The 21964-nt window shown below is 49.9% G+C and carries 19 protein-coding genes; 13 read left to right on the forward strand and 6 right to left on the reverse strand.

Going from position 1 to position 21964, the window contains the following annotated elements; all coding sequences use genetic code 11:
- Window positions 1–29: 29 nt before the first annotated feature.
- Together SPIRS_RS01715 and SPIRS_RS01720 are read left to right on the forward strand one after the other, a co-directional pair.
- The gene (locus SPIRS_RS01715; RefSeq protein ID WP_013252959.1) at window positions 30–1268 is read left to right on the forward strand and encodes an MFS transporter; all 1239 of its coding nucleotides are present in this window, start codon (window positions 30–32) and stop codon (window positions 1266–1268) included.
- Window positions 1265–2236, forward strand: coding sequence for a 2-hydroxyacid dehydrogenase (locus tag SPIRS_RS01720; protein WP_013252960.1), 972 nt, complete (start codon window positions 1265–1267; stop codon window positions 2234–2236). The genes SPIRS_RS01715 and SPIRS_RS01720 overlap by 4 nt, the downstream gene beginning before the upstream one ends.
- 45 nt (window positions 2237–2281) lie before the next feature.
- Here SPIRS_RS01720 and SPIRS_RS01725 read toward each other — a convergent pair whose 3' ends face one another.
- Window positions 2282–3208, reverse strand: coding sequence for an Hsp33 family molecular chaperone HslO (locus tag SPIRS_RS01725; RefSeq protein ID WP_013252961.1), 927 nt, complete (start codon window positions 3206–3208; stop codon window positions 2282–2284).
- An 84-nt stretch (window positions 3209–3292) separates the two neighbouring features.
- Here SPIRS_RS01725 and msrA point away from each other — a divergent pair, with 84 nt between their 5' ends.
- From msrA to SPIRS_RS01760, 7 genes are all read left to right on the forward strand, one after another.
- Window positions 3293–3820, forward strand: coding sequence for a peptide-methionine (S)-S-oxide reductase MsrA (gene msrA, locus SPIRS_RS01730; RefSeq protein ID WP_013252962.1), 528 nt, complete (start codon window positions 3293–3295; stop codon window positions 3818–3820).
- 142 nt (window positions 3821–3962) lie between these two features.
- Window positions 3963–5087: a branched-chain amino acid ABC transporter substrate-binding protein gene (locus SPIRS_RS01735; RefSeq protein WP_013252963.1), complete on the forward strand. Its 1125-nt coding sequence runs from the start codon at window positions 3963–3965 to the stop codon at window positions 5085–5087.
- A 98-nt stretch (window positions 5088–5185) separates the two neighbouring features.
- Complete coding sequence (locus SPIRS_RS01740) at window positions 5186–6094, forward strand: branched-chain amino acid ABC transporter permease (protein ID WP_013252964.1); 909 nt, start codon at window positions 5186–5188, stop codon at window positions 6092–6094.
- 12 nt (window positions 6095–6106) lie between these two features.
- A complete protein-coding gene (locus SPIRS_RS01745) occupies window positions 6107–7366 on the forward strand; it encodes an ABC transporter permease subunit (protein WP_013252965.1) in 1260 nt (419 codons plus the stop codon).
- Window positions 7363–8154: an ABC transporter ATP-binding protein gene (locus tag SPIRS_RS01750; protein ID WP_013252966.1), complete on the forward strand. Its 792-nt coding sequence runs from the start codon at window positions 7363–7365 to the stop codon at window positions 8152–8154. The genes SPIRS_RS01745 and SPIRS_RS01750 overlap by 4 nt, the downstream gene beginning before the upstream one ends.
- Window positions 8147–8854, forward strand: a complete 708-nt coding sequence (locus SPIRS_RS01755; RefSeq protein ID WP_013252967.1) for an ABC transporter ATP-binding protein — start codon at window positions 8147–8149, stop codon at window positions 8852–8854. Before SPIRS_RS01750 ends, SPIRS_RS01755 begins: the two co-directional genes overlap by 8 nt.
- A gap of 25 nt (window positions 8855–8879) precedes the next feature.
- Entirely contained in the window at window positions 8880–9524 is a 645-nt protein-coding gene (locus SPIRS_RS01760; RefSeq protein WP_013252968.1) for a CBS domain-containing protein, read from the forward strand.
- Here the strand turns inward: SPIRS_RS01760 and SPIRS_RS01765 are convergent.
- The 4 genes from SPIRS_RS01765 to SPIRS_RS01780 all read right to left on the reverse strand — a co-directional run bounded on the left by SPIRS_RS01765 (window position 9502) and on the right by SPIRS_RS01780 (window position 13939).
- Window positions 9502–11523 carry a transporter substrate-binding domain-containing protein gene (locus SPIRS_RS01765; RefSeq protein ID WP_245537670.1) on the reverse strand — a complete coding sequence of 674 codons (2022 nt, stop codon included), beginning with the start codon at window positions 11521–11523 and terminating at the stop codon, window positions 9502–9504. The two genes, SPIRS_RS01760 and SPIRS_RS01765, sit on opposite strands and share 23 nt — an antisense overlap.
- 261 nt (window positions 11524–11784) lie before the next feature.
- A complete protein-coding gene (locus SPIRS_RS01770) occupies window positions 11785–12507 on the reverse strand; it encodes an amino acid ABC transporter ATP-binding protein (protein WP_013252970.1) in 723 nt (240 codons plus the stop codon).
- Entirely contained in the window at window positions 12500–13177 is a 678-nt protein-coding gene (locus SPIRS_RS01775) for an amino acid ABC transporter permease (protein WP_013252971.1), read from the reverse strand. The genes SPIRS_RS01770 and SPIRS_RS01775 overlap by 8 nt, the downstream gene beginning before the upstream one ends.
- A 12-nt stretch (window positions 13178–13189) precedes the next feature.
- Window positions 13190–13939 carry a basic amino acid ABC transporter substrate-binding protein gene (locus tag SPIRS_RS01780; protein WP_013252972.1) on the reverse strand — a complete coding sequence of 250 codons (750 nt, stop codon included), beginning with the start codon at window positions 13937–13939 and terminating at the stop codon, window positions 13190–13192.
- 157 nt (window positions 13940–14096) lie between these two features.
- Between SPIRS_RS01780 and SPIRS_RS01785 the strand changes: the two genes are divergently transcribed.
- From SPIRS_RS01785 to SPIRS_RS01795, 3 genes are read left to right on the forward strand one after another with little or no spacing between them, the layout of a single operon-like run.
- A complete protein-coding gene (locus SPIRS_RS01785; RefSeq protein WP_013252973.1) occupies window positions 14097–14606 on the forward strand; it encodes an NADH-quinone oxidoreductase subunit NuoE family protein in 510 nt (169 codons plus the stop codon).
- Window positions 14593–16491 (forward strand): NADH-ubiquinone oxidoreductase-F iron-sulfur binding region domain-containing protein, encoded by a 1899-nt coding sequence (locus SPIRS_RS01790; RefSeq protein ID WP_013252974.1) that lies wholly within the window; start codon window positions 14593–14595, stop codon window positions 16489–16491. Before SPIRS_RS01785 ends, SPIRS_RS01790 begins: the two co-directional genes overlap by 14 nt.
- Window positions 16488–18503: a [FeFe] hydrogenase, group A gene (locus SPIRS_RS01795; protein WP_013252975.1), complete on the forward strand. Its 2016-nt coding sequence runs from the start codon at window positions 16488–16490 to the stop codon at window positions 18501–18503. The genes SPIRS_RS01790 and SPIRS_RS01795 overlap by 4 nt, the downstream gene beginning before the upstream one ends.
- A 46-nt stretch (window positions 18504–18549) precedes the next feature.
- Here the strand turns inward: SPIRS_RS01795 and SPIRS_RS01800 are convergent, their stop codons facing one another.
- Entirely contained in the window at window positions 18550–19893 is a 1344-nt protein-coding gene (locus tag SPIRS_RS01800; protein ID WP_245537671.1) for an HD-GYP domain-containing protein, read from the reverse strand.
- A gap of 141 nt (window positions 19894–20034) precedes the next feature.
- On the opposite strand from SPIRS_RS01800, the gene SPIRS_RS01805 reads away from it, so the two are divergent.
- Window positions 20035–21897, forward strand: coding sequence for a hypothetical protein (locus tag SPIRS_RS01805; RefSeq protein ID WP_148224012.1), 1863 nt, complete (start codon window positions 20035–20037; stop codon window positions 21895–21897).
- Window positions 21898–21964: the final 67 nt, after the last annotated feature.

A 21964-nucleotide genomic window follows, 5' to 3' on the forward strand; every position in this document is an offset into this window, starting at 1 on the left:
CAGCCCCGGAGATCTGTCAATAATGAACAATGTTTCTAAACCTATACCGGGGCTTACCGCGCTCAGTCTACGCCCTTTTTGGTGCGAGGATAGTCAACAGGATGGGGGATTTCGTGCGGACCTTTCTTACCCTCTATCTGACTCGAATCCTTGGCCTGCCTACTGCACTCTCCGGTACCTTTGTCATGCTTTCGGCAATGGCCTCTTCCGTTGGGGCCTTTGCTGCAGGGCATTTTGTGGATAGCCATGGCCGTCGGCGTATCATCTTGACTTCTCAGCTCGCTTCGGCTCTTTTGATTGGTAGCTGCGGTTTTCTTCCGACCGGCACCTATATCCCTTGGCTTCTGATCGCCGGAACCTTCTTTATGGGAGCGATTCGACCTGCGGTAAACGCCGTGGTAGCCGATATTACCGAGCCCGATAGACGACAAAGCGCCTATGGTCTCTTATACCTGGGAACCAATATAGGGGTGGCCGTCGGACCCATGATAGCCGGTTTTCTTTTCCGTCACTATATTCGGTGGATTTTTATCGGCGATGCCGTAAGTACCCTTATTGCAATGGCAGTTGTTTTTTCCCTTGTACCGGAAACAATACCACATGCTGGATATGCCTCCTCAGGCAATACACCGGATATGGAGGATCTTGAACGGCCGGAACGTGGTCCCTTTTTGTCTATTTTGCTCCGGCGCCCGCAACTCTTGGTTTTTGCCTTGCTCGGTGTGTGTATCAACCTCATCTATTCTCAGCACTCTTTTGCTTTACCCTTATATCTCGATTCTTTGTTTGGCAGTGCAGGGGCTGCTCAATTCGGCTTGCTTATGAGTTTCAATGCGGTGACGGTCCTGGTGGCAACGACACTTGTGCTGGGGGCAACGGCTCGGTTTCCGGCTTCGTTCAACATGGGTTTAGGTGCGCTTTGCTACCTCACCGGTTTTGGCATGCTTGCCTTTGTTTCTGCTTTCACTCCCTTTGGTTTCTTTTTCCTTTCCACATGTATCTGGACCGTTGGAGAGATTTTAGTCGTTACAAACTACCAGGTCTTTGTTGCCTCAAACACTCCGCTTACTCATCGAGGGAGGTTTAACGGCACCATGAACCTCTCCTTCGGCATCGGCAATATGCTGGGGCCACCGGTGGCCGGATTTTTTCTTGCTCACGTCTTGTTTTCTTCTTTCTGGCTCTTCGTGGCCGGCGCCTCTTTGATCGTTGCCACAGCTTATTATCTTTTGTACCTTTACACCGGTAAGCAGAGGAGAGCAGCATGAATATATTCTTTTATCAGAAACTCAATTCCATATGGACTTCGAACTTGGAGAAGATACGATCGGAATTCCCCCATGTCCAATTCCTTACCGAAAGTGACGAACCGGATATGGAAGAGATCGAAGTGGTGGTCGGAGGAAAGCCGACGAAGGAATTTTTGAGTGCTGCTCCGCGGTTGAAACTGGTCATCGTTCCCTTTGCCGGTGTCAATCACCTTCCGCTGGAGTTTATTGCGGAGAGAGGAATTCGGGTTGCAAACAGCCACGGTAATGCGCCTGATGTGGCGGAACGAACCCTCGCGATGATCCTTGCCTGGTACGGAAAGATTGTCGAATATCACAATGATCTGCTCCGGGGACAGTGGCATGGTTTCTGGGTGGGGCGAGGCCTTGACGATACCTGGAAATCGATTCGGGGAAGCCGCTGTGCAATCTTGGGAACGGGAGAGATCGGCATTCATCTTGCCCGGCTCCTTGCGCCACTGGAGGTTGAAACCATCGGTTACAAGCGCCGCCCTGTCTCTGCCCCTATTCCCGGTTTCTCACGGATTTCCCATGATCTTGATGAGGTGATCGATGCCGCCGATACCGTGGTTATTGCTTTGCCTGCTACAGACGCTACAATAGGACTTTTTGATGAGAAGCGCCTTTCTCGGATGGAAGGTAAACTTTTGGTTAATGTTGGCAGGGGATCTATTGTTGATGAGGCGGCATTATCCCATGCTCTTGAGGCGGGGACCCTTGCCGGGGCTGCCATTGATTGTTGGTACAGCTACCCGACGGATGGCACAATTGGTGCTCCTGCCCGATTGCCATTTTACAAACAGGAAAGTGTCCTTCTTTCACCGCATATTGCCGGTTTCACTCCTCAGGCACTAACGCGCAATATTGAACAGGCCTTTGAAAATCTGCGGCGCTATCTACGTGATCGCTCCTTACTGTTTGAGATCAATCCTTCCGGCGGATATTGACAGATAGCAATATGTTGGGATGTGAAAAGAGACTCAAGGCCCGAATTAATTCGAAAACAGTTCCTCACATTCTACTCTGCTGAACTCATAGACCGAACCGCAGTTATGGCATTCAACCCGAAGGGGAAAATCAGAATCTTTAAGAATCTCTTCCTGCTGGAGTCCCTGCATTCCGGCAAGAAAAGCTCCGAATCGTTCTTTCGAGCAGCTACAGAAAAAACGGAGAGGACGACTGCCAAGGATTTGAGGCGAATGCTTTCCCAGTGTCCGATTGACAAGCTCGGAACCGCTTACTCCCTTTGAAAAAGCGGTTCCGAGCGACGGCATGGCGAGAGCCGTCTCCTGTACCTTTTCCAGTGCTTCGGCTTTGGCTCCGGGAAGTTCTTGAAGGAAAAGGCCTCCGGCGCCGATAATGTCCCCTTTGTTGTCGAACTGGATGCTCAATGAAAAGAAGCTTTTCGTCTGTTCCGATTCGAGATAGTACCAGGCCAAATCTTCGGCAAGGTTCCCGCTTCGCAACATGATCTGCCCCGGAAAAGGACGTTTTGCATGTTCCAGCTGCTTCGTGATTTTCAGAAAACCAGGACCGAAAAAGGGTGATAGATCAAAATTTTCCAGGGGTTTTTCCACTGGAATGGGAACCTGAGCCAGATACCCCCTGACTTGTGCCTTTGCGTCGGTTTCTACGCTTAGCCCCTTGATGGGACCACCGCATTCAATAGAAAGGATCAGCCTGTCGTTTCCCTTTACTGCGGAGGAGAGTAATCCTGCTGCAAGGTAGGCTTGACCGAGTACATAGCTTTCCAGAACCCCAAGGTCGTGATTGGCCCGCATTTGATTCACCATCATACTGCCATGTGCGATGGCTCCACGAAGCGAGCCCTCTTCCAGAAGAAATATATCAAGGGTATCCTTAGAAAGTTGTTTGAGATGTTCCGATAACGTTTTTCCCACAATAGGTTTTTCGATCATGACTTCGATCATGAAGAGGGGACGGGTATTTGTCAACAGCTATATAACTTAGTATTTTTGTATGGTATTTATAGGAGGAGAAATATGAGGGAAGAGGTCATTGTTCTTGGCGGCGGCTGTTTTTGGTGCATGGAAGCGATTTTTCGCCGTGTAGAGGGAGTCCTTCGTGTTACGAACGGCTACGCCGGAGGGCGTGATCCTGAACCGACCTATGAAAAGGTGTCTAGCGGCACCACGGGCTACGCCGAAGTTGTCGAGATCCGTTTTGATGCCGATCGGCTTTCCCTGAAAGATCTTCTTGAGCTTTTCTGGAAGGCTCATGATCCTACTACCCGCGATCGCCAAGGAGCAGATATCGGTTCCCAGTACCGATCCGTCATTTTTTTTACGGAACCACATCAGCAGATTATTGCGAGGGAATCCATGCAAGAACTTCACGACCTTGGACATTACGAAAATCCCATCGTAACCGAGCTTCTGCCGCTTTCACAATTCCATCCTGCGGAAGCGTATCATCAGGATTATTATGCTCGTAATTCCTTTGCCCCGTATTGCCGGATGGTCATCGCACCGAAACTGAACAAGCTGGAAGCAAATGGAACCGGTTCCTGAAAGCATCAATATTCGATAACGGGGGTAGAGTGGGGATGAAATGAATAAATATACAGCTTTTTCCTTTTATATGCTTGAAACTTGATCTCATTTTTCTCTATACTCAGATGTCATAATCTGGTCAAAAAAAAGGAGGAAAGAAATGCGTAGAGGTAGAATTTTTCTTATCCTGCTGATCGTATTTCTTACGTTGGGAATGGTTTCCTGTAAGAAGAAAGACAGTGATACCATCAAGATCGGAGTGGCTGGTGCCCATAGTGGCGACCTTGCTTCTTATGGTCTTCCCACGGTGAAGGCAGCCGAATTGGTTGTCAAAGATGCGAATGCAAACGGAGGCATTCTTGGCCGCCAGGTTGAACTGGTTGTCGAGGATGATGTTTGTAAACCCGAAGTCGCGACGAACACCGCAAGTAAGCTGGTTGGTGAAAAAGTTGTTGGTGTTATCGGACATATCTGTTCAGGAGCAACAAAAGCTGCTCTCGGTATCTACAAAGATTCAAATATTTTTGCCATCTCTCCGTCGGCGACAAATCCTCCGCTGACCCAGAGCGGGGATTATCCCAACTTTTTCAGAACGATTGCTTCTGACGATGCCCAGGCTCGCCTTGAGGTAGATTTTGCTCTTGATACCCTTGGCCTTACAAAGATTGCTGTGTTGCACGATAAGGGCGATTACGGAAAGGGGCTTGCTGAGTTTGCCAAGGGGTTCCTCGAAAATGATGACCGGGCTGAGGTTGTGCTCTACGAAGGTGTGACTCCTGGTGCCGTTGATTACACCGCGGTTATCAACAAGATTGAGGCCTCCGGTGCCCAGGCCATCATTTTCGGTGGGTATCATCCCGAGGCATCCAAAATTGTTGCTCAGATGCGAAAGGCCGGAATGGATATCGCCTTCATTTCCGATGATGGGGTGAAGGATGATACCTTCATCAAGGTTGCCGGTGAATATGCCGAGGGCGTATACGCAACCGGTCCCAAAGATACCACCAGTAACCCCCTTGCCAAGAAGGCGATCAAGGAGCACCAGGATGCATATGGCGAAGATCCCGGAGCATTTTATCTGAATGCATATGCGGCAACTTTGGCTGTGTTGAATGCCATCGAAGCTGCCGGGGCGACCGATTACGATGCCGTTACCAATGCCCTGCGGACAGAGTGGGTGGAAACGCCTCTTGGAAAGATCCGTTTCGATGAAAAAGGTGATGCAATCGGAATCGGGTTTTCCATGTATCAGGTGCGAAACGGCGCCTATGTGGAGATCGAATAAGAAGAACTTTTCTTCCACACGGGCGGACCTTGCGGTCCGCCCGTTTTGTACCCGGAGCATATTCTGCGTTTGAGTAACGTAGTGAAAGGTTGGAAATCATGAAACTGGATTTTTTTCTTGGGCTTCTCCTCGGAGGGCTCACCCGTGGCAGTATTTACGCTCTGCTCGCACTCGGATACACCATGGTATACGGTATCATCCAGCTGATCAACTTCGCTCACGGAGAAATATATATGATCGGGGCCTTTACCGCCCTGATTGTCGCAGGGGTGCTTACCCTCAGCGGTATGCCGACGTTGGCAATTTTTGCGATTGCCTTGGTTGTAGCGGTAGTCTATGCAATGGGCTACGGCTACACCATTGAGAAGATGGCTTATAAGCCGCTTCGTCAGGCACCTCGTCTCTCCGTTCTGATCAGCGCTATCGGAATGTCGATGTTTCTGCAAAATTATGTGCTGTTGGCACAAACTTCGGACTTTCAGCCCTTTCCGGCTTTGATTCCCGAGTTTGCCTTTCTCGAACCCTATCGAAAGATTATCAGTTCGAGCCAGCTTTTTATCCTGATAACCACGGCAATCGTCATGGTTCTGCTTACGGTCTTAATTAGGTACACAAGGACCGGTAAGGCAATGCGTGCAACTAGTCAGGATAAGACCATGGCCATGCTTGTCGGTATAAACGTTAATAAGGTGATCTCAACCACCTTTATTATCGGTTCCGGCACCGCGGCTCTTGGAGGTCTTCTGATCAGCTCGCATATAGGACAAATAAATTTCTATATCGGTTTTATTGCCGGAATAAAGGCCTTTGTGGCGGCCGTACTGGGAGGGATTGGTTCCATTCCCGGGGCCGTTCTCGGTAGCTTTGTGCTCGGTATGACCGAGAGCTTCGGAACCGGACTGGTATCAAGTGACTACGAAGATGTTTTTGCTTTCGTCTTTCTGATTCTGATCCTGATTTTCCGTCCCGAGGGGCTGCTCGGACGGTCGACAAAACAGAAAGTGTAAGGAGGCTTGGACATGACAAAGATTAATCTCTGGAAAGAGGCGAAAACCTCTCTTATTATAGCCCTTTGGTTTGTGATCCTCACCTTTCCGATTATGGTGATCAAGGTCAATACCATTGATGATATTGTTGAGTGGCGATGGATTCGGATATTGTTTGTCGGCATCGGTGCCTTTTTCCTTTCCGCTGCCTATCGCTACATGCTCTATCGAAAGAAAACCGGGGCAAGAAGAGAAGCGAAGGCACGGGTTCTCAAGATACCTAGGCTTGGAATTAATACGACGCTGGATGCGGCATTCTTTTCACAGAAAAAGGTTGCACTCCCGGGCATACTCTTCATTGCCCTTGCGATTATTATTCTTCCCTTTATTTCCTCAATGTACCAAACCAATATTATTTCCACCGCCTTGCTCTCCGTGATGCTCGGTATGGGATTGAATATCGTAGTTGGCTTGGGAGGGATGCTGCATCTTGGCTACATAGCCTTTTATGCCGTAGGAGCCTACACCTATGCCCTGCTGAACTATCATTTCGGCGTCAATTTTTGGGTGGCCCTTCCCCTCGGCGGCTTATTCAGCATGATCTTCGGTATTCTCCTCGGTATTCCCGTTTTACGCTTGAAAGGTGATTACCTTGCCATCGTAACCCTTGGTTTCGGAGAGATCATCAGGATAGTCCTTGAGAACTGGAACGAATTTTCATTCGGACCCAGCGGGATCGCCAATATACCGCGACCGGGATTTTTCGGGGTGAAGTTGTCGATTCAGCACGCATCGATTTTTACCTATTTTATTCTTATTGCTCTGGTTATTTTTACCATCTTCATTGTATCAAGATTAAAAAACTCCAGGCTCGGCAGGGCGTGGGAAGCGATGCGGGAGGATGATATTGCCTGTGAAGCGATGGGGGTCGATATCACCAAGGCCAAGATGACGGCCTTTGCCCTCGGTGCCTTTTGGGCCGGGCTTGCCGGTGTTGTGTTTGCGTCAAAGACAACCTTTATTAATCCCGCCAGTTTTACCATGTGGGAATCGATCGTTGTGCTTTGTATTGTGGTTCTCGGCGGCATGGGGTCTCTCGGCGGGGTTGTTATCGGAGCACTGCTCATTGTTTTGCTTCCCGAGTATCTTCGTGCCTTCTCCGAATACAGAATGCTGCTTTTTGGTGCCGTTCTTGTTGTCATGATGATTTTTCGGCCCGAAGGTCTTATACAAGCTCGTCGTCACGTTTTTACCTTTGAACACGGTGAGAACAAAAGTGAGGCTGAAAAATGAATGAAGCTGTACTTGATGTCCGGAATCTAACCATGGAGTTCGGAGGTTTGCGTGCGGTTGATTCTGTGGATCTCCAGGTGGCCGACCAGCAGATTGCTGCACTTATCGGCCCCAATGGTGCAGGAAAGACGACGTTTTTTAACTGTGTGACCGGGATTTACAAACCGACCGGTGGTGATGTCATGGCCAATCCTCCGGGGAAAGAGCCTTCTCGTTTGAATGGGTTGAAGCCGAATAAGGTAACCGAACGGGGTCTTGCCCGTACCTTTCAGAACATCAGATTGTTTCAGAACATGACGGTTCTTGAGAACGTCATGATCGGCAGGCATTGCCGTCTCAAGGCAGGGGTTCTTGGCGCCATCTTTCGAAATAAGGCTACCCGTGAGGAAGAAAAGCGGGTTATCGAAGAGAGTTATCATGTGCTTAAGAAGATTGGCCTGGAAGAGCATGTAAACGAACTGGCGAAGAACCTTCCCTATGGTGCCCAGCGGCGTCTTGAGATCGCCCGTGCTCTGGCCACCGAGCCCTTTATCCTTCTCCTGGATGAGCCTGCCGCCGGTATGAACCCACAGGAGACCAAGGATCTCATGAAGCTGATCTATCAGCTCAGGGAAAATGAGAAGATTGCAATCCTGCTGATTGAGCACGACATGAGCCTTGTTATGTCGATCTCCGAGCGGGTGTTTGTGATGGACTACGGTAAGCTGATAGCCGACGGGACCCCACAGGAGATAAAAAAGAGCCCGGCGGTCGTGAAAGCGTACCTAGGGGAGGATATCGATGCTTAAGATTGAAGATGTCAATACCTTTTACGGAAACATCCAGGCACTGAAAGGCATAAGTATTGAGATAAACGAGGGTGAGGTCATTACTCTTATCGGTGCGAATGGTGCTGGAAAGACGACCACCCTTATGTCGATTTGCGGTATTGTCCCCCCTCGCTCTGGAAATATCACCTTTCTCGGAAGTTCTTTGCTTGATAAGGAGCCGGATGAGATTGTCGCCATGGGGATCAGCCAGGTACCGGAAGGGCGCAGGATTTTTCCCTATTTAACCGTTCAAGAAAACCTCGATATGGGGGCTTTTCTTCGCAAGGATCAGGAGGGAATTGCCCGTGATCGTGAGTATATTTACGAGCTTTTTCCGATTCTGGCGGAACGGCGGAATCAGGCCGGCGGTACCCTGAGCGGCGGAGAACAGCAAATGCTTGCCATAAGCCGTGCAATCATGGCCAGGCCGAAGTTGCTTTTGCTCGACGAACCTTCTTTGGGCTTGGCCCCTCTCATCGTTCTTCAAATTTTCGATATTATTAAGAAGATTAATACCGAAAATAAGACTACAATTTTTCTTGTGGAACAGAATGCAAATCTTGCTTTGAAGACCGCCCATCGCGGATACGTGATGGAAAACGGTGCCATTACCCTTGCGGACTCTTGTGAAAACCTTCTGGAAAACGAGGCGGTTCGTAAGGCTTATCTTGGTATGTAGTAAGTATAGTGATAAGGAGGAGCGTATGACCGTATCCAGAGTAATGACTCACAATCCGTTTACTATTAGTGATGATACTGCTGTAGCCGATGCAATGGCTCTTATTCACAAAGAAAAGGTTCACCGACTTCCCGTCCTGGATAAAGAACGAAAGTTGGTGGGGATCGTTTCTGAAAAGGATCTGCTCTACGCTTCTCCCTCGCCTGCCTCGACCTTGAGCGTCTATGAGATGAGTGCACTCTTGGCCCGGCTTAAGGTAAAAAAGGTGATGACCAAGGAGGTTATCACCGTTACCGAACAGACTTTGATTGAGGATGCGGCCCGGATCATGGTCGATAAGAACGTCGGCGGGCTTCCTGTTATGCGAGATGGGCTTCTCGTCGGCATCATCACCGAATCCGACATTTTTAAACTCTTTAGTGAGCTATTCGGCACAAGGAAGAGGGGCTTACGAGTTACCGCCTTGGTTCCCGAACAACGCGGAGAAATAGCGGGAATGGCTGCAGCCATTTCAGAAAAGGGCGGCAACATTATCTCTTTTGGAACATTTCTTGGAGAGGACGTAAGCAATAGCCTCTGTACCTTCAAGGTCGATGAAATCGGCAAAGAGGAGTTGCAAAAGGCGATTGCTCCTTACGTCGTACGTATCATTGATCTTCGTGAGGTCTGATCCTCAATGTGTGCTTTGTTCCCCCACCTTTGAATGAGACCCTATCTATCGTTCCTCTGAGCTGCTGAACAAGTGCCTGGACTATGTCCAGGCCCATTGTTTTCTTTTTCCGAGGCCCTTCCGCAATACCGCAGCCGTCGTCCGATATCTCTATCATGATAAAACCACCTGTGGCGAGGGTTTTCAGCTTGATTGTTCCCGTCCTCCCGTTTGGAAAGGCGTGTTCCAGTGAATTGCTGACAAGCTCATTTACAATAAGACCGCAGGGGATTGCCGTATCAATGGTCACGTTTATCTCACTCCCTGAAAAATCAAACCTAATGTTGCCCTTATGCTCGTCGCGAAAAGAATCCATAAGGTTTCTGACCAGGCTTCTCAGATAAAAACCAAGCTCGATGGAGGTAAAGTCGTCGGTTTGGTAAAGCAGCTCGTGGACGAGGGCCATTGCCCTGATCCTGTTTTCGCTGACTCTGATCACTTGAGACAATGCTCTATCTTCGACAGATCGGCTTTGGAGATTAATGAGGCTGGACATCATCTGCATATTATTTTTGACGCGGTGATGTAGTTCTTTCAGCAAAACCTCTTTTTCTTCAAGGGATTTTGCAAGCTTTTTCTCCGTCTTTTTGATTTCGGTGATATCCACCATGCTGACAAGCATATGGGAATACGCCCCCGAGCCTGTGCGGGGGATGAATATGGTGGTGAGAAATATCTTTTCTTCCCCCGAAAAGGTGACACTTTTCGTTTCCGCTCGGATATATTCTTGCCCTTCCGCAATTGCCAGAAATTCCGTCCGTAAAAAGTTTTTTATATGGCGGGTTTCAACCTTGGCAAAGGAACCGATCAACTGCTCTTTTGATGTGGCGTTATGCATAGCAAGTGTTGCCGGATTTACATCCACGATCTTTATGTTCTGCACCATCCAGTCGATTATTTCAGGGTGTTCGTTCACATAAACGCTGAAATCACTAATTCCTTCCTCTCGTAGCATTCGTATCCGTTCTCGTATGGTGGATATATCCTCTTCCCAAATCGAAACAGGTACCCCCTCAAAGACGCTGCGAAAACGCCATTCCATTCGCTTCCTTTCGGTGAGTTCCTTTTTCAGTTGAGCCGTTTTCTGACGAACGCTCCTTTTCAAACTCCATATCCATGTAAAAGTAATTACCCCACCTACTGCGATGGCGATAACAACGATGAGAATCATGCGACGGCTTACGGTGTTGGACATACCTGGGATAATCTTGCCGAACCATTTTTCGTAAAGTCTGTCGTATGTTCCGTTCTCTCGGAGAATTGTTATACCGTCGTTGAGGACGGCCAGGAGATTGCTGTTTCCCTTTTGTACGGCAAAACAGTACTTTCGTGGATAGAAGGGCGGACCGACGGTGATTATGTTGTTAAGCTTTTCTTCTTCTCTAATACGTTCGCCTTGTATTCTACTCGTAAGGACTGCATCAACCTGTAGATCGCTGTTGAGCGCAACAAGTGCATCTCGATAGCTTTTTACCTTAACGATGAAGGCTTCTGGTATCCGCTCTCGAAGATAGTCATGCATGACATCTCCGGACTCCACGTAGACAACACATCCCTTAAGTTCATCGAGTGTTTGAATTGAGCTTCCCCGTTTTACATAAAGTGCATGGCTCACTACGTTATGGGGGGAAGAAAAGTCAAAAACCTTTTGACGTGCCTCCGTCTGATACATGCCGGTAATCAAATCGACCTCACCTGCGGTAAGCTCGTTTCGCACCTGACTCCACAATCCGAGATCGATCACTACCGAGAGGTTCATCTCTTCTGCAATGGCGTTCAGGAGGTCAATGTTAAAGCCTGTAGGATGTCCTTTTTTATCGAGGTACTCAAAAGGTGGATAATCATAATCACCTCTGGCTATCAATGGTTGGGTAAAGGCTTGGCTATGATCACTAAACAGAGGCAACGGTGTAAAGAAAAAAAAGGCTGACACAAGGACGGTCAGCATGATCCGAGCCACGAAGTTGCACATGTCTATAATGATGTGTCGAGAAAGGTAAAAGTGCAAGGTGTTTCTACTGTCACGAATATTGGTGGTACATTGTTCTTAATTTCTTTTTCTGCTGATACTTGGAGAAAGACTCACTTTGAAAACCATAGATATTTTTCTGTGAGGTAAGAACGTAGCAGCACGACCTCCGCCCTTACCAGGGGCAGAGGTCATTTGCCTTTCTGTACGGGAGCGTAATCACCAGGATTCCGGACACTAAGGACAAAAAAGCTATAGGACCTTGCTCAGGAAAAGTTTTGTCCGTTCATTCTGTGGATTATCAAACAACTCCGCCGGAGGCCGCTTTTCCATGATAATACCCTCGTCCATGAAAAGGACTCTGTCGCTAACTTCACGGGCAAATCCCATCTCGTGGGTCACAACTACCATGGTCATGCCATCTTCGGCCAGATGCTTCATAACATCCAGAACTTCTCCTACCATCTCCGGATCAAGGGCGCTTGTGGGTTCGTCGAATAGCATGACATCGGGATTCATGGCAAGGGCCCTAGCGATTGCCACCCTTTGTTTTTGTCCACCGGAAAGCTGGGCCGGATAGACATGGTCCTTATCGGGAAGGCCGACTGCAAGTAACAGATCTCTTGCCTTTTTCTCCGCCTCCTGCTTGCTTGTAAGACCAAGTTTGACGGGGGCAAGGCAGATATTTTCCATCACGTCTTTGTGGGGAAAAAGATTGAACTGCTGAAATACCATGCCAACCTTGCGGCGCAGTTTGTTGACGTCGCTTCCCGGATCGTTGATTTTTTCGCCTTCGATATAAATGTCTCCTTCTGTCGGCTCTTCCAGAAGGTTGATGCAGCGTAAAAACGTGCTTTTTCCGGAACCGCTTGGCCCAATGACGCTTACCACTTCTCCCGGTTTGATCTCTTCATTGATGCCGCGCAATACTTTAAGATGTCCAAAGCTTTTGTGGAGGTTTACGATTTTAATCACTGGAGTGCAGCCTCCTTTCGTAACGGTTCAGGAGATGAGAAAGAGAAAGGGTAATGATGAGGTATATGACCGCCGTGGCAAAGAGAGGAACTGTTGCCTCATAGGTGATACTTCTGATTTTGTTTCCCGCTCGCATCAGGTCGTTTCCCCCAATGAAACCGATGATACTGGTCTCCTTGAGAAGGACGATAAACTCGTTGCCCAGAGCCGGTAAAATATTTTTAATAGCTTGTGGCAGGATGATTTCTTTCATCGCCAGTCTGTGGGGCAAGCCTAAGGATCGGGCGGCTTCCATCTGCCCTTTGTCAACAGCCTGTATCCCTGCTCGAATGATCTCAGCGACATAGGCACCGCTGTTGATGCCGAAAGCCAGGCTACTGGCCATCGTCTTATCCACATCAAGGGCCCGAAAAATGACGAAGTAGATAATCAACAGCTGGACCAGGACCGGTGTTCCTCTGATGATTTCAACGTAGAGCTTGCTAATGATATTTGCGACCTTGTTTTTGCTTAGTCGCATGAGAGCGAGGAGCGTTCCGAGAATGACACCCGCTGTAATGGCAAACAAGGTCACCACAATGGTGACCTTGAGTCCGTTCAGCAGCAGATGCAATCCATCCGGCCCCCCTTCCCAGAGGGTCTGAAAAAGGGTTCTTCTAATACTTTCCATCAAACCTTGCCGCTATTTCATATATTCGCTAAGAAGCTTGTCGTAGGTGCCGTTCGCTTTGAGTTCCTTTAGGGTTTCGTTGATGATCGGCAGGAGTTCTTCACTGCTTTTCCCCTCTTTGACGGCGATTCCGTAGTACTCCGGGTCAAAATCGAGAGAAACAATCTCAAGATCGGAATTCTGACGAATGAAATTCTGTGCAGGCTGTTCGTCGATGATCATTGCATCAACCTTGCCGTTTTTCAGTTCCATAATCGCTTCAAAGCCGGTATTGAAGGCGACAATATTCGAGTCGTCGGTGAACTCCTTTGCAATCTCATTCCCGGTGGTTCCCAGCTGCACGCTGATCTTTTTCCCATTGAGGTCATCTTTTGTGGAGATCGGATTATCCGCTTTGCGCACAATAACCGCCTGGGTCGCTTCGTAGTAGGGATCTGAAAAGTCGACGCTTTTTTCACGTTCATCGGTAATGGTCATACCGGCGATGGCAAAATCGATTTTATCCGCATTCAAGGCGGTGAGTAGGCTGTCGAACTCCATATCCTCTATGCGCAGGGTTTTTCCTGCTTTTTCCGCAATGGCTTTGGCGATTTCCACATCAAAACCGACTACCGCGTTTCCGTCGGCTCCGCCGATATATTCGAAGGGAGGGAATGCGGCATTTGTGCCCATTACCAACTCGTTTTTCTCTTGGCAACCGCTTAGAACCGAAAGAAGGGCAACTAGGGCAATTGCCGTGAGCAATGTGGCTATTCGTTTCATATAGCTCTCCTTAGCATGAATCTACCTTTTTGAATAGTTAATACATATTTATACAGATTATGTCAATAGTTTTGAATATTTATTAGCTCTTTCTCTCTGTTGACAGTTTTAATGAGAGAGTATATAAGATAATAAATTATCGATAAAAGGAGAACTAATGAACGCCCTAACCGGAGATAGAACCGAAGCAGCCAGTTTTGGAGTCGTATGTCGGATTCTTGATCTCTACGACCGGGATCCGGGAATGATCATACCAATTCTTCAAAAGGTACAGGAGGAGTATCGCTACCTTCCCGAAGAGGTGCTGCTTTTTTTGGCGACGAGTCTGGAAATTTCTCCGGCCCGTCTTTACGGTATCGCTACCTTTTACAGCCATTTTTCTCTGGAGCCGAAGGGAAAGCATGTAATCAAGGTATGCGACGGAACCGCTTGTCATGTGAAGGGCTCCGGGGCGCTGATCGAAACCCTTCGTTCAATGCTTGCTCTTGAGAAGGGAATAAAAACCACTTCGGACATGCTGTTCACCCTTGAGACGGTGTCCTGCCTGGGTGCGTGTGGTTTAGCACCTGTGGTTGTGATAGATGATACGGTTCATGGACAAATGACTCCAGATAAGGTTCGCGCTCTCATCACGAAGATACGGGAGGAAGAAGATGCTGAAGCTTAATCTTGAAGCGGTCGGAACCGCTTACGACCATACTGTTTCTTCACTGCGGATGAGAATCATCATCTGTGCCGGTACCGGTTGTCTGGCAGGGGGAAGTTTGAATATATTCCATGCCTTTAAAGCGGAAGCCCAGAAACACGGGGTTCCGCTTCATGTTGAATTGAAGCAGGAAGATAATCCCGAGTTTCTTCTTTCAAAAAGCGGCTGCCAGGGGTTTTGTCAGGTAGGCCCCCTTGTTACCATCGAACCGGCCGGTATCCTCTATACAAAAGTTACTGCCGAAGATGTCCCTGAAATCTTTGAAACAACCATCCTTTCGGGGAAAACAGTGGAACGCTTGCTCTATGTCAATCCTGCCGATGGAAAGCGGTGTAGCGGTCCCTCGGATATTCCCTTCTATGTTCGCCAGTCCAGGAGCGTCCTTGCTTCCTGCGGGCTTATCGACCCCGAAAATATTCGCGAATATATCTACGGTGGTGGTTACCGTGCCGCCATGGAGGCCTACACAGCCCATACACCCGAGGAGTTGTGTACGATTTTCACCGACTCAGGTCTCAGAGGGCGCGGGGGCGGCGGTTTTCCCAGCGGAAAAAAATGGGCTTTGACCCTTCGCCAGCAAGCGGATAAAAAGTATCTAATCTGCAACGGCGACGAGGGGGATCCCGGAGCCTTCATGGACCGATCCATCCTTGAGGGGAATCCTCATTCGGTGGTCGAAGGGATGATGATAGCCGCCAGGGCCATCGGTGCCGAGGCAGGGTATGTCTATGTTCGTGCCGAATACCCCTTGGCGGTAGAGCGAATTCGCAAGGCTATTGATGCCGCGAGAGAGCTCGGCCTGCTTGGAGAGGATCTCTTTGGAACAGGTGCCTGTTTCGACATCAAGGTGATGGAGGGGGCAGGGGCCTTCGTTTGTGGTGAGGCAAGCGCCATGGTTGCAAGCATCATGGGGGGCAGGGGCATGCCCCGCCCAAAACCTCCCAGAACGGCGGAAAAAGGGCTTTGGGACAAGCCGACGGTGGTTAACAATGTGGAGACCCTTGCAACCGTTCCTCTTGTGCTTCGAAAAGGATCAAAGGGCTATCGAACGGTCGGTACCTCGGGGAGTCCGGGGACCAAAACCTTTGCCCTTACCGGCCATGTTGCCAATACCGGGCTCATCGAGGTCCCCTTTGGTACGACCCTCAGGGAGATCATCTTCGAAATCGGTGGCGGTGTTCTCGATGAAAAAGGAAATGTGGACAATGATGCCTTCAAGGCTGTTCAGATCGGGGGACCCTCCGGCGGATGTCTTACCAGAGAACATCTCGACATCCCCCTTGATTTTGATTCTCTGGGAGGTATTGGTGCAATGGTGGGAAGCGGCGGACTTGTGGTGATGAACCGTTCGACTTGTATGGTTCAGGTTGCCCGATTTTTCATGCAATTTACCCAGGCAGAGAGCTGCGGCAAATGTGTGCCCTGTCGGGAAGGTACCAGGCAGATGCTGGATCTTCTCGACGACATTATCGAGGGGAGGGCGGACGAATCCACCATTCCCCTCCTCGAGTCGCTCTGCAGAACCGTTGCCAGGGGAAGCCTGTGCGGACTTGGAAAAGCGGCCCCATCGCCGGTTCTTTCTACCCTCCGCTATTTTCGGCAGGAGTATGAAAGCCATGTTGTTGATAAGCGTTGTCCGGTGGGGGCCTGCAAGGCTCTGTCCGACTTTGTCATCGACGAATCATTATGTAAAGGATGCACCGCATGCGCAAAGGCGTGTCCCGTTGGAGCGATTTCAGGAGAAAAAAAGGCTCCCCACACTATCGATACTGAGCGCTGTATCAGGTGCGGCGCCTGTATGGCCACGTGCCGCTTCGGTGCGATCAGAAGAGGAGGTGCGGCGTGAAAGGGTATATAAAGGTAGATGGTATTGAAGTCCCTCTGGAGGGTGAGGAAAACCTGCTTCAGGTTATCAGAAAGGCCGGAATCGAGATCCCCACCTTTTGTTATCATTCGGAGTTAAGTGTCTACGGGGCCTGTCGTCTCTGTATCGTCGATATTGAGGGAAAAGGAATTCAGGCCAGCTGCTCCACGCCTCCCCGGGGAGGAATGGTCGTACGAACCAATACGGCGGAGGTACGGGAGACTCGGCGCATGACCTTGGAGCTCCTCCTTGCCAATCACGACAGGGAGTGTCCCACCTGTGAGCGCTCTTCCGACTGCGTATTACGCGACCTTGCCAGCCGCTACGGCATCGATAAGGTTCGATTCAGGAAAAATCGGGAACCGCGGCCTTTGGACACGCTTTCTGATGCCCTTGTCCGGGATCCGAATAAGTGTGTGCTTTGTGGGGACTGCGTTCGCTATTGTCACGAGATTCAGGGCATCGGCGCCATCGACTTTGCCTTCCGCGGCGAGCATGTGCAGGTTACCCCTGCCTTCGGACGAAGTATCGGAGAGGTCGATTGTATCAACTGCGGTCAATGTGCTGCGGTCTGTCCCACCGGTGCCATTATTCCCAAATCGGAAATCAACGAGGTATGGAATGATCTCCAGGATGAAAAGAGCAAAGTAGTCATCCAGATCGCACCGGCGGTCCGGGTCGCCCTTGGCGAGATGTTTGGCCTGCCCCCAGGCGAGGTAGTAACCGGGAAGATGGTTCGTGCGTTGCGTATGATGGGCTTCGACCGGATCTACGACACTGCCTTTGCCGCCGATCTTACCGTTGTGGAAGAGGCTGCAGAGTTCTTAAAACGCTCGGAGGCGGGCGAGGGGCCGCTTTTTACCAGCTGCTGCCCTGCATGGGTTAAGTATGCGGAGCAGTCCCTTCCCCGGCAGCTGCCGAATCTCTCTTCCTGCATGAGCCCGCAGAGCATGATGGGCTCGCTGCTGAGGCATGCCCTGCCCGAAGAGCTTTCCATTGAGCCTGAACATCTGAAGATCGTTTCGGTCATGCCTTGTACCGCAAAAAAGTTTGAAAAGAAGCGGCCGGAACTTTCCCGGGACGGACTGCCCTTTGTCGACCATGTCATTACAACCAGGGAGCTCGGCACCATGATCCGTGAATCGGGGATCATGCTTGATCGTTTGGATGCAGATAATTTCGATCTTCCCTTTGGATTTGCCTCTCACCTGGGAGTGGGCTTCGGGTCCTCCGGCGGTGTTGCCGAGGCTGTACTGAACTACCTTGATCCCGAAGGCTGTTCCGGCCGGATACATTGGGAAACCGTGGAGGATCTTTCCGGCGTGAGAAAGACCACAGCCGTCATCGGCGGAAAAGCGTTTAGCGTTGCCGTTGTCCAGGGAATCAAAAGTGCTGCAGCCATTGCGAAGATGGTCCAATCCGGTGAGATATCCCTCGACCTCATCGAGGTGATGGCCTGCCCCGGTGGTTGCGCAGGCGGCGCCGGTCAGCCTGTAGACCGGACAGGAGAGAAACGCCTCGCCAGGGTGAAGGCTGTCCGTTCGGCAGCCCCTGCAGAGGGGGTCCGTCATGCTGGGGTTAACCCCTTCGTTCGTGAAGTATATACCCATATGCTTGGCTGTGATCCGGGAGAGGGAGAGGCTCATCGCCTCTTTCATACCACCTATCATAGTCGAAAGCGTATCGACGGAATGGATATCCGTCTTACCGGACCTTCCGGCGCAGAGGCCCGAACGGACCGCATTCCGGTAAAGGTATGCGTTGGGACCAGTTGCTTTCTACGCGGAAGCCAAAAGGTGCTTTCCAAACTTTTACATGCGGTTGAAGAGGAAAAGCTGGATCGCTTTTATGAGGTACAAGCGACCTTCTGCAGCGAACAGTGCGACAAAGGGCCGACGGTCCATATTGGTGATAGGGTGATCAATCGAGCGGATGGAGACCAGATTGTAGAGCTCTTGCGGGAAATGGTTGCCACGTTATCTGCGGAAGGGTAGGCGTTTTGTCCAATAAGGTTTATCCAACAAGGCCGGTTCTCCTGTTTCAGGAGGCCGGCTGTTTTCCTTTTGTAAAGGTCCGAAAGAGATCAAAAAGGATGGGATCGAGCTTCAGCTCTTCATCGATAAACTGCCTCTGCATAAAATCGAGGGCCTCATCGCTTGAAAGCGGCTTGCGATATTTTCTATTCGGATCCGTGAGAGCGTCGAAGACATCAACGATCTCCATCACCTTTGCAGGAAAATAGGCAAGCGCATTGAATTTTATCATGGGCTCCATGGTAAAGGACATGCAGTAATCCTGCTTCAACTTTGGATTGTTTTTTCGTGCGTTTGCCAGCAGAGCACGGTAAAAACCATATCCGTCGGGAGAACCGTAGTATTCATGGTGGTAGCCGGTGATCAATCCTGCTTCCCGGGGGTAATTTGTTTTATGCATAACGGCGAGATACCCCTGCCTGACATGGTCGACAACGGTATCCCGGTCGTAGGCGGCCTCTCCCTCATGATATTCTATATCTTTTGCCTTGCCGATGTCATGAATCAAGAATCCTGTTGCGAAGGTATGGAGCTGTGCTTCGCTTATCGCTTGCATCCCGGTATGGAAAACCCGTTCCAGGGTGATATCTTCCGGGTGAAGGTGCGGCAACAGACGCTGATAATATGACTTATACTGCTTATCAAAGTTGATCCTGATCTTATTCGGAAGGCTTGAGGTGAGCATCCTGCGATTATAGTAGGTGAGAAAAGCGACCCCATTTAGAAACACCCTTGTCATGTGCTGGACTACCGTTCCATTTGAACGTTGTACCAGAGAGGTAATCAACTCGTCCTGCATGATGGTATTGTCGATCAATGCGGTTGAGCTTTTTACCATCGCCCGGGTGGAATCAACAATCCCCTGGGTGTATGCTCTCGCCGCTTCGTCTCCCATGTGAATTGCTTCCAAAATCGTGGAACGGTTTGCCAACGCCGCATCTCTTGCCGTATCGGCAAGCGCTTCAAGAATCTTTTCGTTTTCTTTCGGAGCCTCGATCAGCAGCGTATCGAGTTTCTCCCTGTCCTGTTTTATAAGGGAGACACGCTTTTCGCTATCCATGGAGGCAATACTTTCATATGCCTCGCCGAAGTTCAGAAGATCTCCCACGTTCTTCGCTTCAGCTTCGTGTTCGGCTATGTAGTGCTTCTCCTTTTTGCCGTCAAGCTCCTTGAGCATATCGATCATGGCCTGAACATGCTCTTCCGAAACATAGAATGCCCATCCTTTATCCTGTTTCCAGAATACTTCATTGTTGTCGTAGAGCGCTCGAAAGCTGACCTTCTTCAACTTTCCATCCGAAATACGACGGCAAATGAGAGGAATTTCCTGCTCGTATAATAACGATACCATCCGCTTATCCCTGACAATGATCTCGGACAAGGGCATACTATTCTGTTGCATGACTCAAAAATAGAGAATTTGGAAGAAAAAATCCAGATTAGATACTCTTGTATAAGGATTTTTTCTCCAGCTTTTCTTATGATGAATAGTATGAAAACAAACGTGAAACGTGTGGTTGCGGCATCGTTCAGGCGTGCTTTTGGCCTTGACGGTCGTCCTCCTTTGGGCGCAGGGGCTCTACCGGTCATTCCTCGGCAGGAAGCAGGCGAAGAGGAAAGGCGCTCCTGTACGTTCCTCAATCAGCTGGCAGACGCATTGGTCGATGGCAATTTCGAACAGGGTTCGATGCTCTCTCACCGATGGTCCGATGCCGCCGGATATGCCTTTGAAGAGGCTGGAAAGGCTCTTGATCTTTTCTACGGATCGCTGAGCGACAGCGAAACCTCCTCCCTGATTGCCGCTTTTGACCAGCATCAGAGGGCAGATGCCGCCACGGCCGTTGCGGAGTTCTGGGCCCCGGAAATCAAGGGGGAAAAGCAGGAGGCTGTGAAACACTGGAGACTCCGTTCGGCAGAACCTAATCCAAAGCCTATCAAAGCTTCAGAGATCTTGCTTCAGCTCAACGGCCTATATACCCTTCCCGAAACAATTCCCGATGAGCTTCCCGACGAGCTGAAGGATGCTGGGAAACGGCTCCTCGCTCATCCCGGGGCCAAGGTTGCAGACTACGACCATCCTGTGCCGCTTTTTCAAGATGACGAATCTCACGAGCTCGTATCTTGTCTTGCCCGTCTGGAAGACGATATTGCCTATGAGAAATCGATTGGTCTTCTTCCCGTGCATCACAAGGTTCCCATCCTCCTTTCTGTTTCGGTTACGCACGAACATCTGGATGAGGTGGTGTGTGCCTGGATAGCATATCTGCTTGGAAAGCGGCTTTATCACCATTTTCGCCTCTATCTGCTTACCGAAGAGCGGTGTAGGTATATTGATCGAAAACTTTTCGGTGGCGGTATGCCGCAATTCGGGGTTGCCGGAGCCTATGGCCGTCATTTTACCGCTCTCAAGTATTCCTCTCTCCTTTTTGAACGCGGCTGGGGAATCCGTGCAAGTTTTAAGCTTGATACGGACGAGGGGATACTCAGCCGCAACCTGAAGGAGGCTACGGGGAAAAGTTGGTTTGAAACCTTGTGTCATCCTCTCTGGGGGGCTCAGGCTGTAGATCCGAAAGGACAGACTGTCTATCTCGGGGTCAATGAAGGGGAGTATGTAAATAGCAACGACATTGATACCCTTGGCTACCCCGAAGCCCTGCGCACTCCGGATGTGAAGCTTCCTGCCTCACATGCTGGGCGAGATCTCTTTTTCCAAAAAGGCTTTGCCCATGGAAATGCCACGGCTTGGTACAACGAATTTGATGATCTTGAAGAGCTTATTAGCCATCCCGTGGTTAAGGGCGGCGGTTACGGGATCACCAATGATGGTATTCGGCAAGCGGCTCCCTTTACCTGGTCGAAGGTCGGACGGGCAGAGGACCAGCAATTCTATTTTTCCGCCCTTTCCGGAGGGGTGAGAGGGATCTTTCATCCCAATCTGCGGATTGCACACTACAAAAATGCCGTTTCGGGAGCGGAACATAAAACCGAGTCCACAAGGCTGGCCGGTGATATGTACCGCCTCGTTCAATTTTCTTTTCTCGCCGAATATTTTGGAGTAAAAGAGGAGCTCGACCCCATGCCGGGTGTTTTTGCGAGCAGGCTTGCCAGAGCACAGGCTTTTTTCCATTTGATCCATCGGGCGGCTGCGTTTTTGATGGAGGGAAAGGGTGATCATGCCTCTTTCTTGCTTTCCGAAGGGCTACGTTCTCTTGCCGACTTCGAGAAACTGATCGACAGCGGCAAGGCTCTGGAAGAGATTGAGAAGGAAAGAGCCCTGTGGCGGCAGTTTATCAATACGACGGATACTCTTTCGGCCGGAGTGGTACGAGAGGTGATAGACAGCTGCGAGGTATAGCAAGCAGTGGCCGTGGAAGGGAAGTGGGGAAATATCACCACTATTCGGAACACTACACAAAAGGCCC

Source organism: Sediminispirochaeta smaragdinae DSM 11293, assembly GCF_000143985.1.
In the GTDB taxonomy this organism is placed as follows: Bacteria; Spirochaetota; Spirochaetia; order DSM-16054; family Sediminispirochaetaceae; genus Sediminispirochaeta; species Sediminispirochaeta smaragdinae.

What these genes read in the sequence shown, in the direction of transcription:
- SPIRS_RS01715 (WP_013252959.1), top strand. Translation starts at nt 30, where the DNA reads ATGTTTCTAAACCTATACCGGGGCTTACCGCGCTCAGTCTACGCCCTT.
- SPIRS_RS01720 (WP_013252960.1), top strand. Translation starts at nt 1,265, where the DNA reads ATGAATATATTCTTTTATCAGAAACTCAATTCCATATGGACTTCGAAC.
- SPIRS_RS01725 (WP_013252961.1), bottom strand. Translation starts at nt 3,208, where the DNA reads ATGATCGAAAAACCTATTGTGGGAAAAACGTTATCGGAACATCTCAAA.
- msrA (WP_013252962.1), top strand. Translation starts at nt 3,293, where the DNA reads ATGAGGGAAGAGGTCATTGTTCTTGGCGGCGGCTGTTTTTGGTGCATG.
- SPIRS_RS01735 (WP_013252963.1), top strand. Translation starts at nt 3,963, where the DNA reads ATGCGTAGAGGTAGAATTTTTCTTATCCTGCTGATCGTATTTCTTACG.
- SPIRS_RS01740 (WP_013252964.1), top strand. Translation starts at nt 5,186, where the DNA reads ATGAAACTGGATTTTTTTCTTGGGCTTCTCCTCGGAGGGCTCACCCGT.
- SPIRS_RS01745 (WP_013252965.1), top strand. Translation starts at nt 6,107, where the DNA reads ATGACAAAGATTAATCTCTGGAAAGAGGCGAAAACCTCTCTTATTATA.
- SPIRS_RS01750 (WP_013252966.1), top strand. Translation starts at nt 7,363, where the DNA reads ATGAATGAAGCTGTACTTGATGTCCGGAATCTAACCATGGAGTTCGGA.
- SPIRS_RS01755 (WP_013252967.1), top strand. Translation starts at nt 8,147, where the DNA reads ATGCTTAAGATTGAAGATGTCAATACCTTTTACGGAAACATCCAGGCA.
- SPIRS_RS01760 (WP_013252968.1), top strand. Translation starts at nt 8,880, where the DNA reads ATGACCGTATCCAGAGTAATGACTCACAATCCGTTTACTATTAGTGAT.
- SPIRS_RS01775 (WP_013252971.1), bottom strand. Translation starts at nt 13,177, where the DNA reads ATGGAAAGTATTAGAAGAACCCTTTTTCAGACCCTCTGGGAAGGGGGG.
- SPIRS_RS01780 (WP_013252972.1), bottom strand. Translation starts at nt 13,939, where the DNA reads ATGAAACGAATAGCCACATTGCTCACGGCAATTGCCCTAGTTGCCCTT.
- SPIRS_RS01785 (WP_013252973.1), top strand. Translation starts at nt 14,097, where the DNA reads ATGAACGCCCTAACCGGAGATAGAACCGAAGCAGCCAGTTTTGGAGTC.
- SPIRS_RS01790 (WP_013252974.1), top strand. Translation starts at nt 14,593, where the DNA reads ATGCTGAAGCTTAATCTTGAAGCGGTCGGAACCGCTTACGACCATACT.
- SPIRS_RS01800 (WP_245537671.1), bottom strand. Translation starts at nt 19,893, where the DNA reads ATGGTATCGTTATTATACGAGCAGGAAATTCCTCTCATTTGCCGTCGT.
- SPIRS_RS01805 (WP_148224012.1), top strand. Translation starts at nt 20,035, where the DNA reads ATGAAAACAAACGTGAAACGTGTGGTTGCGGCATCGTTCAGGCGTGCT.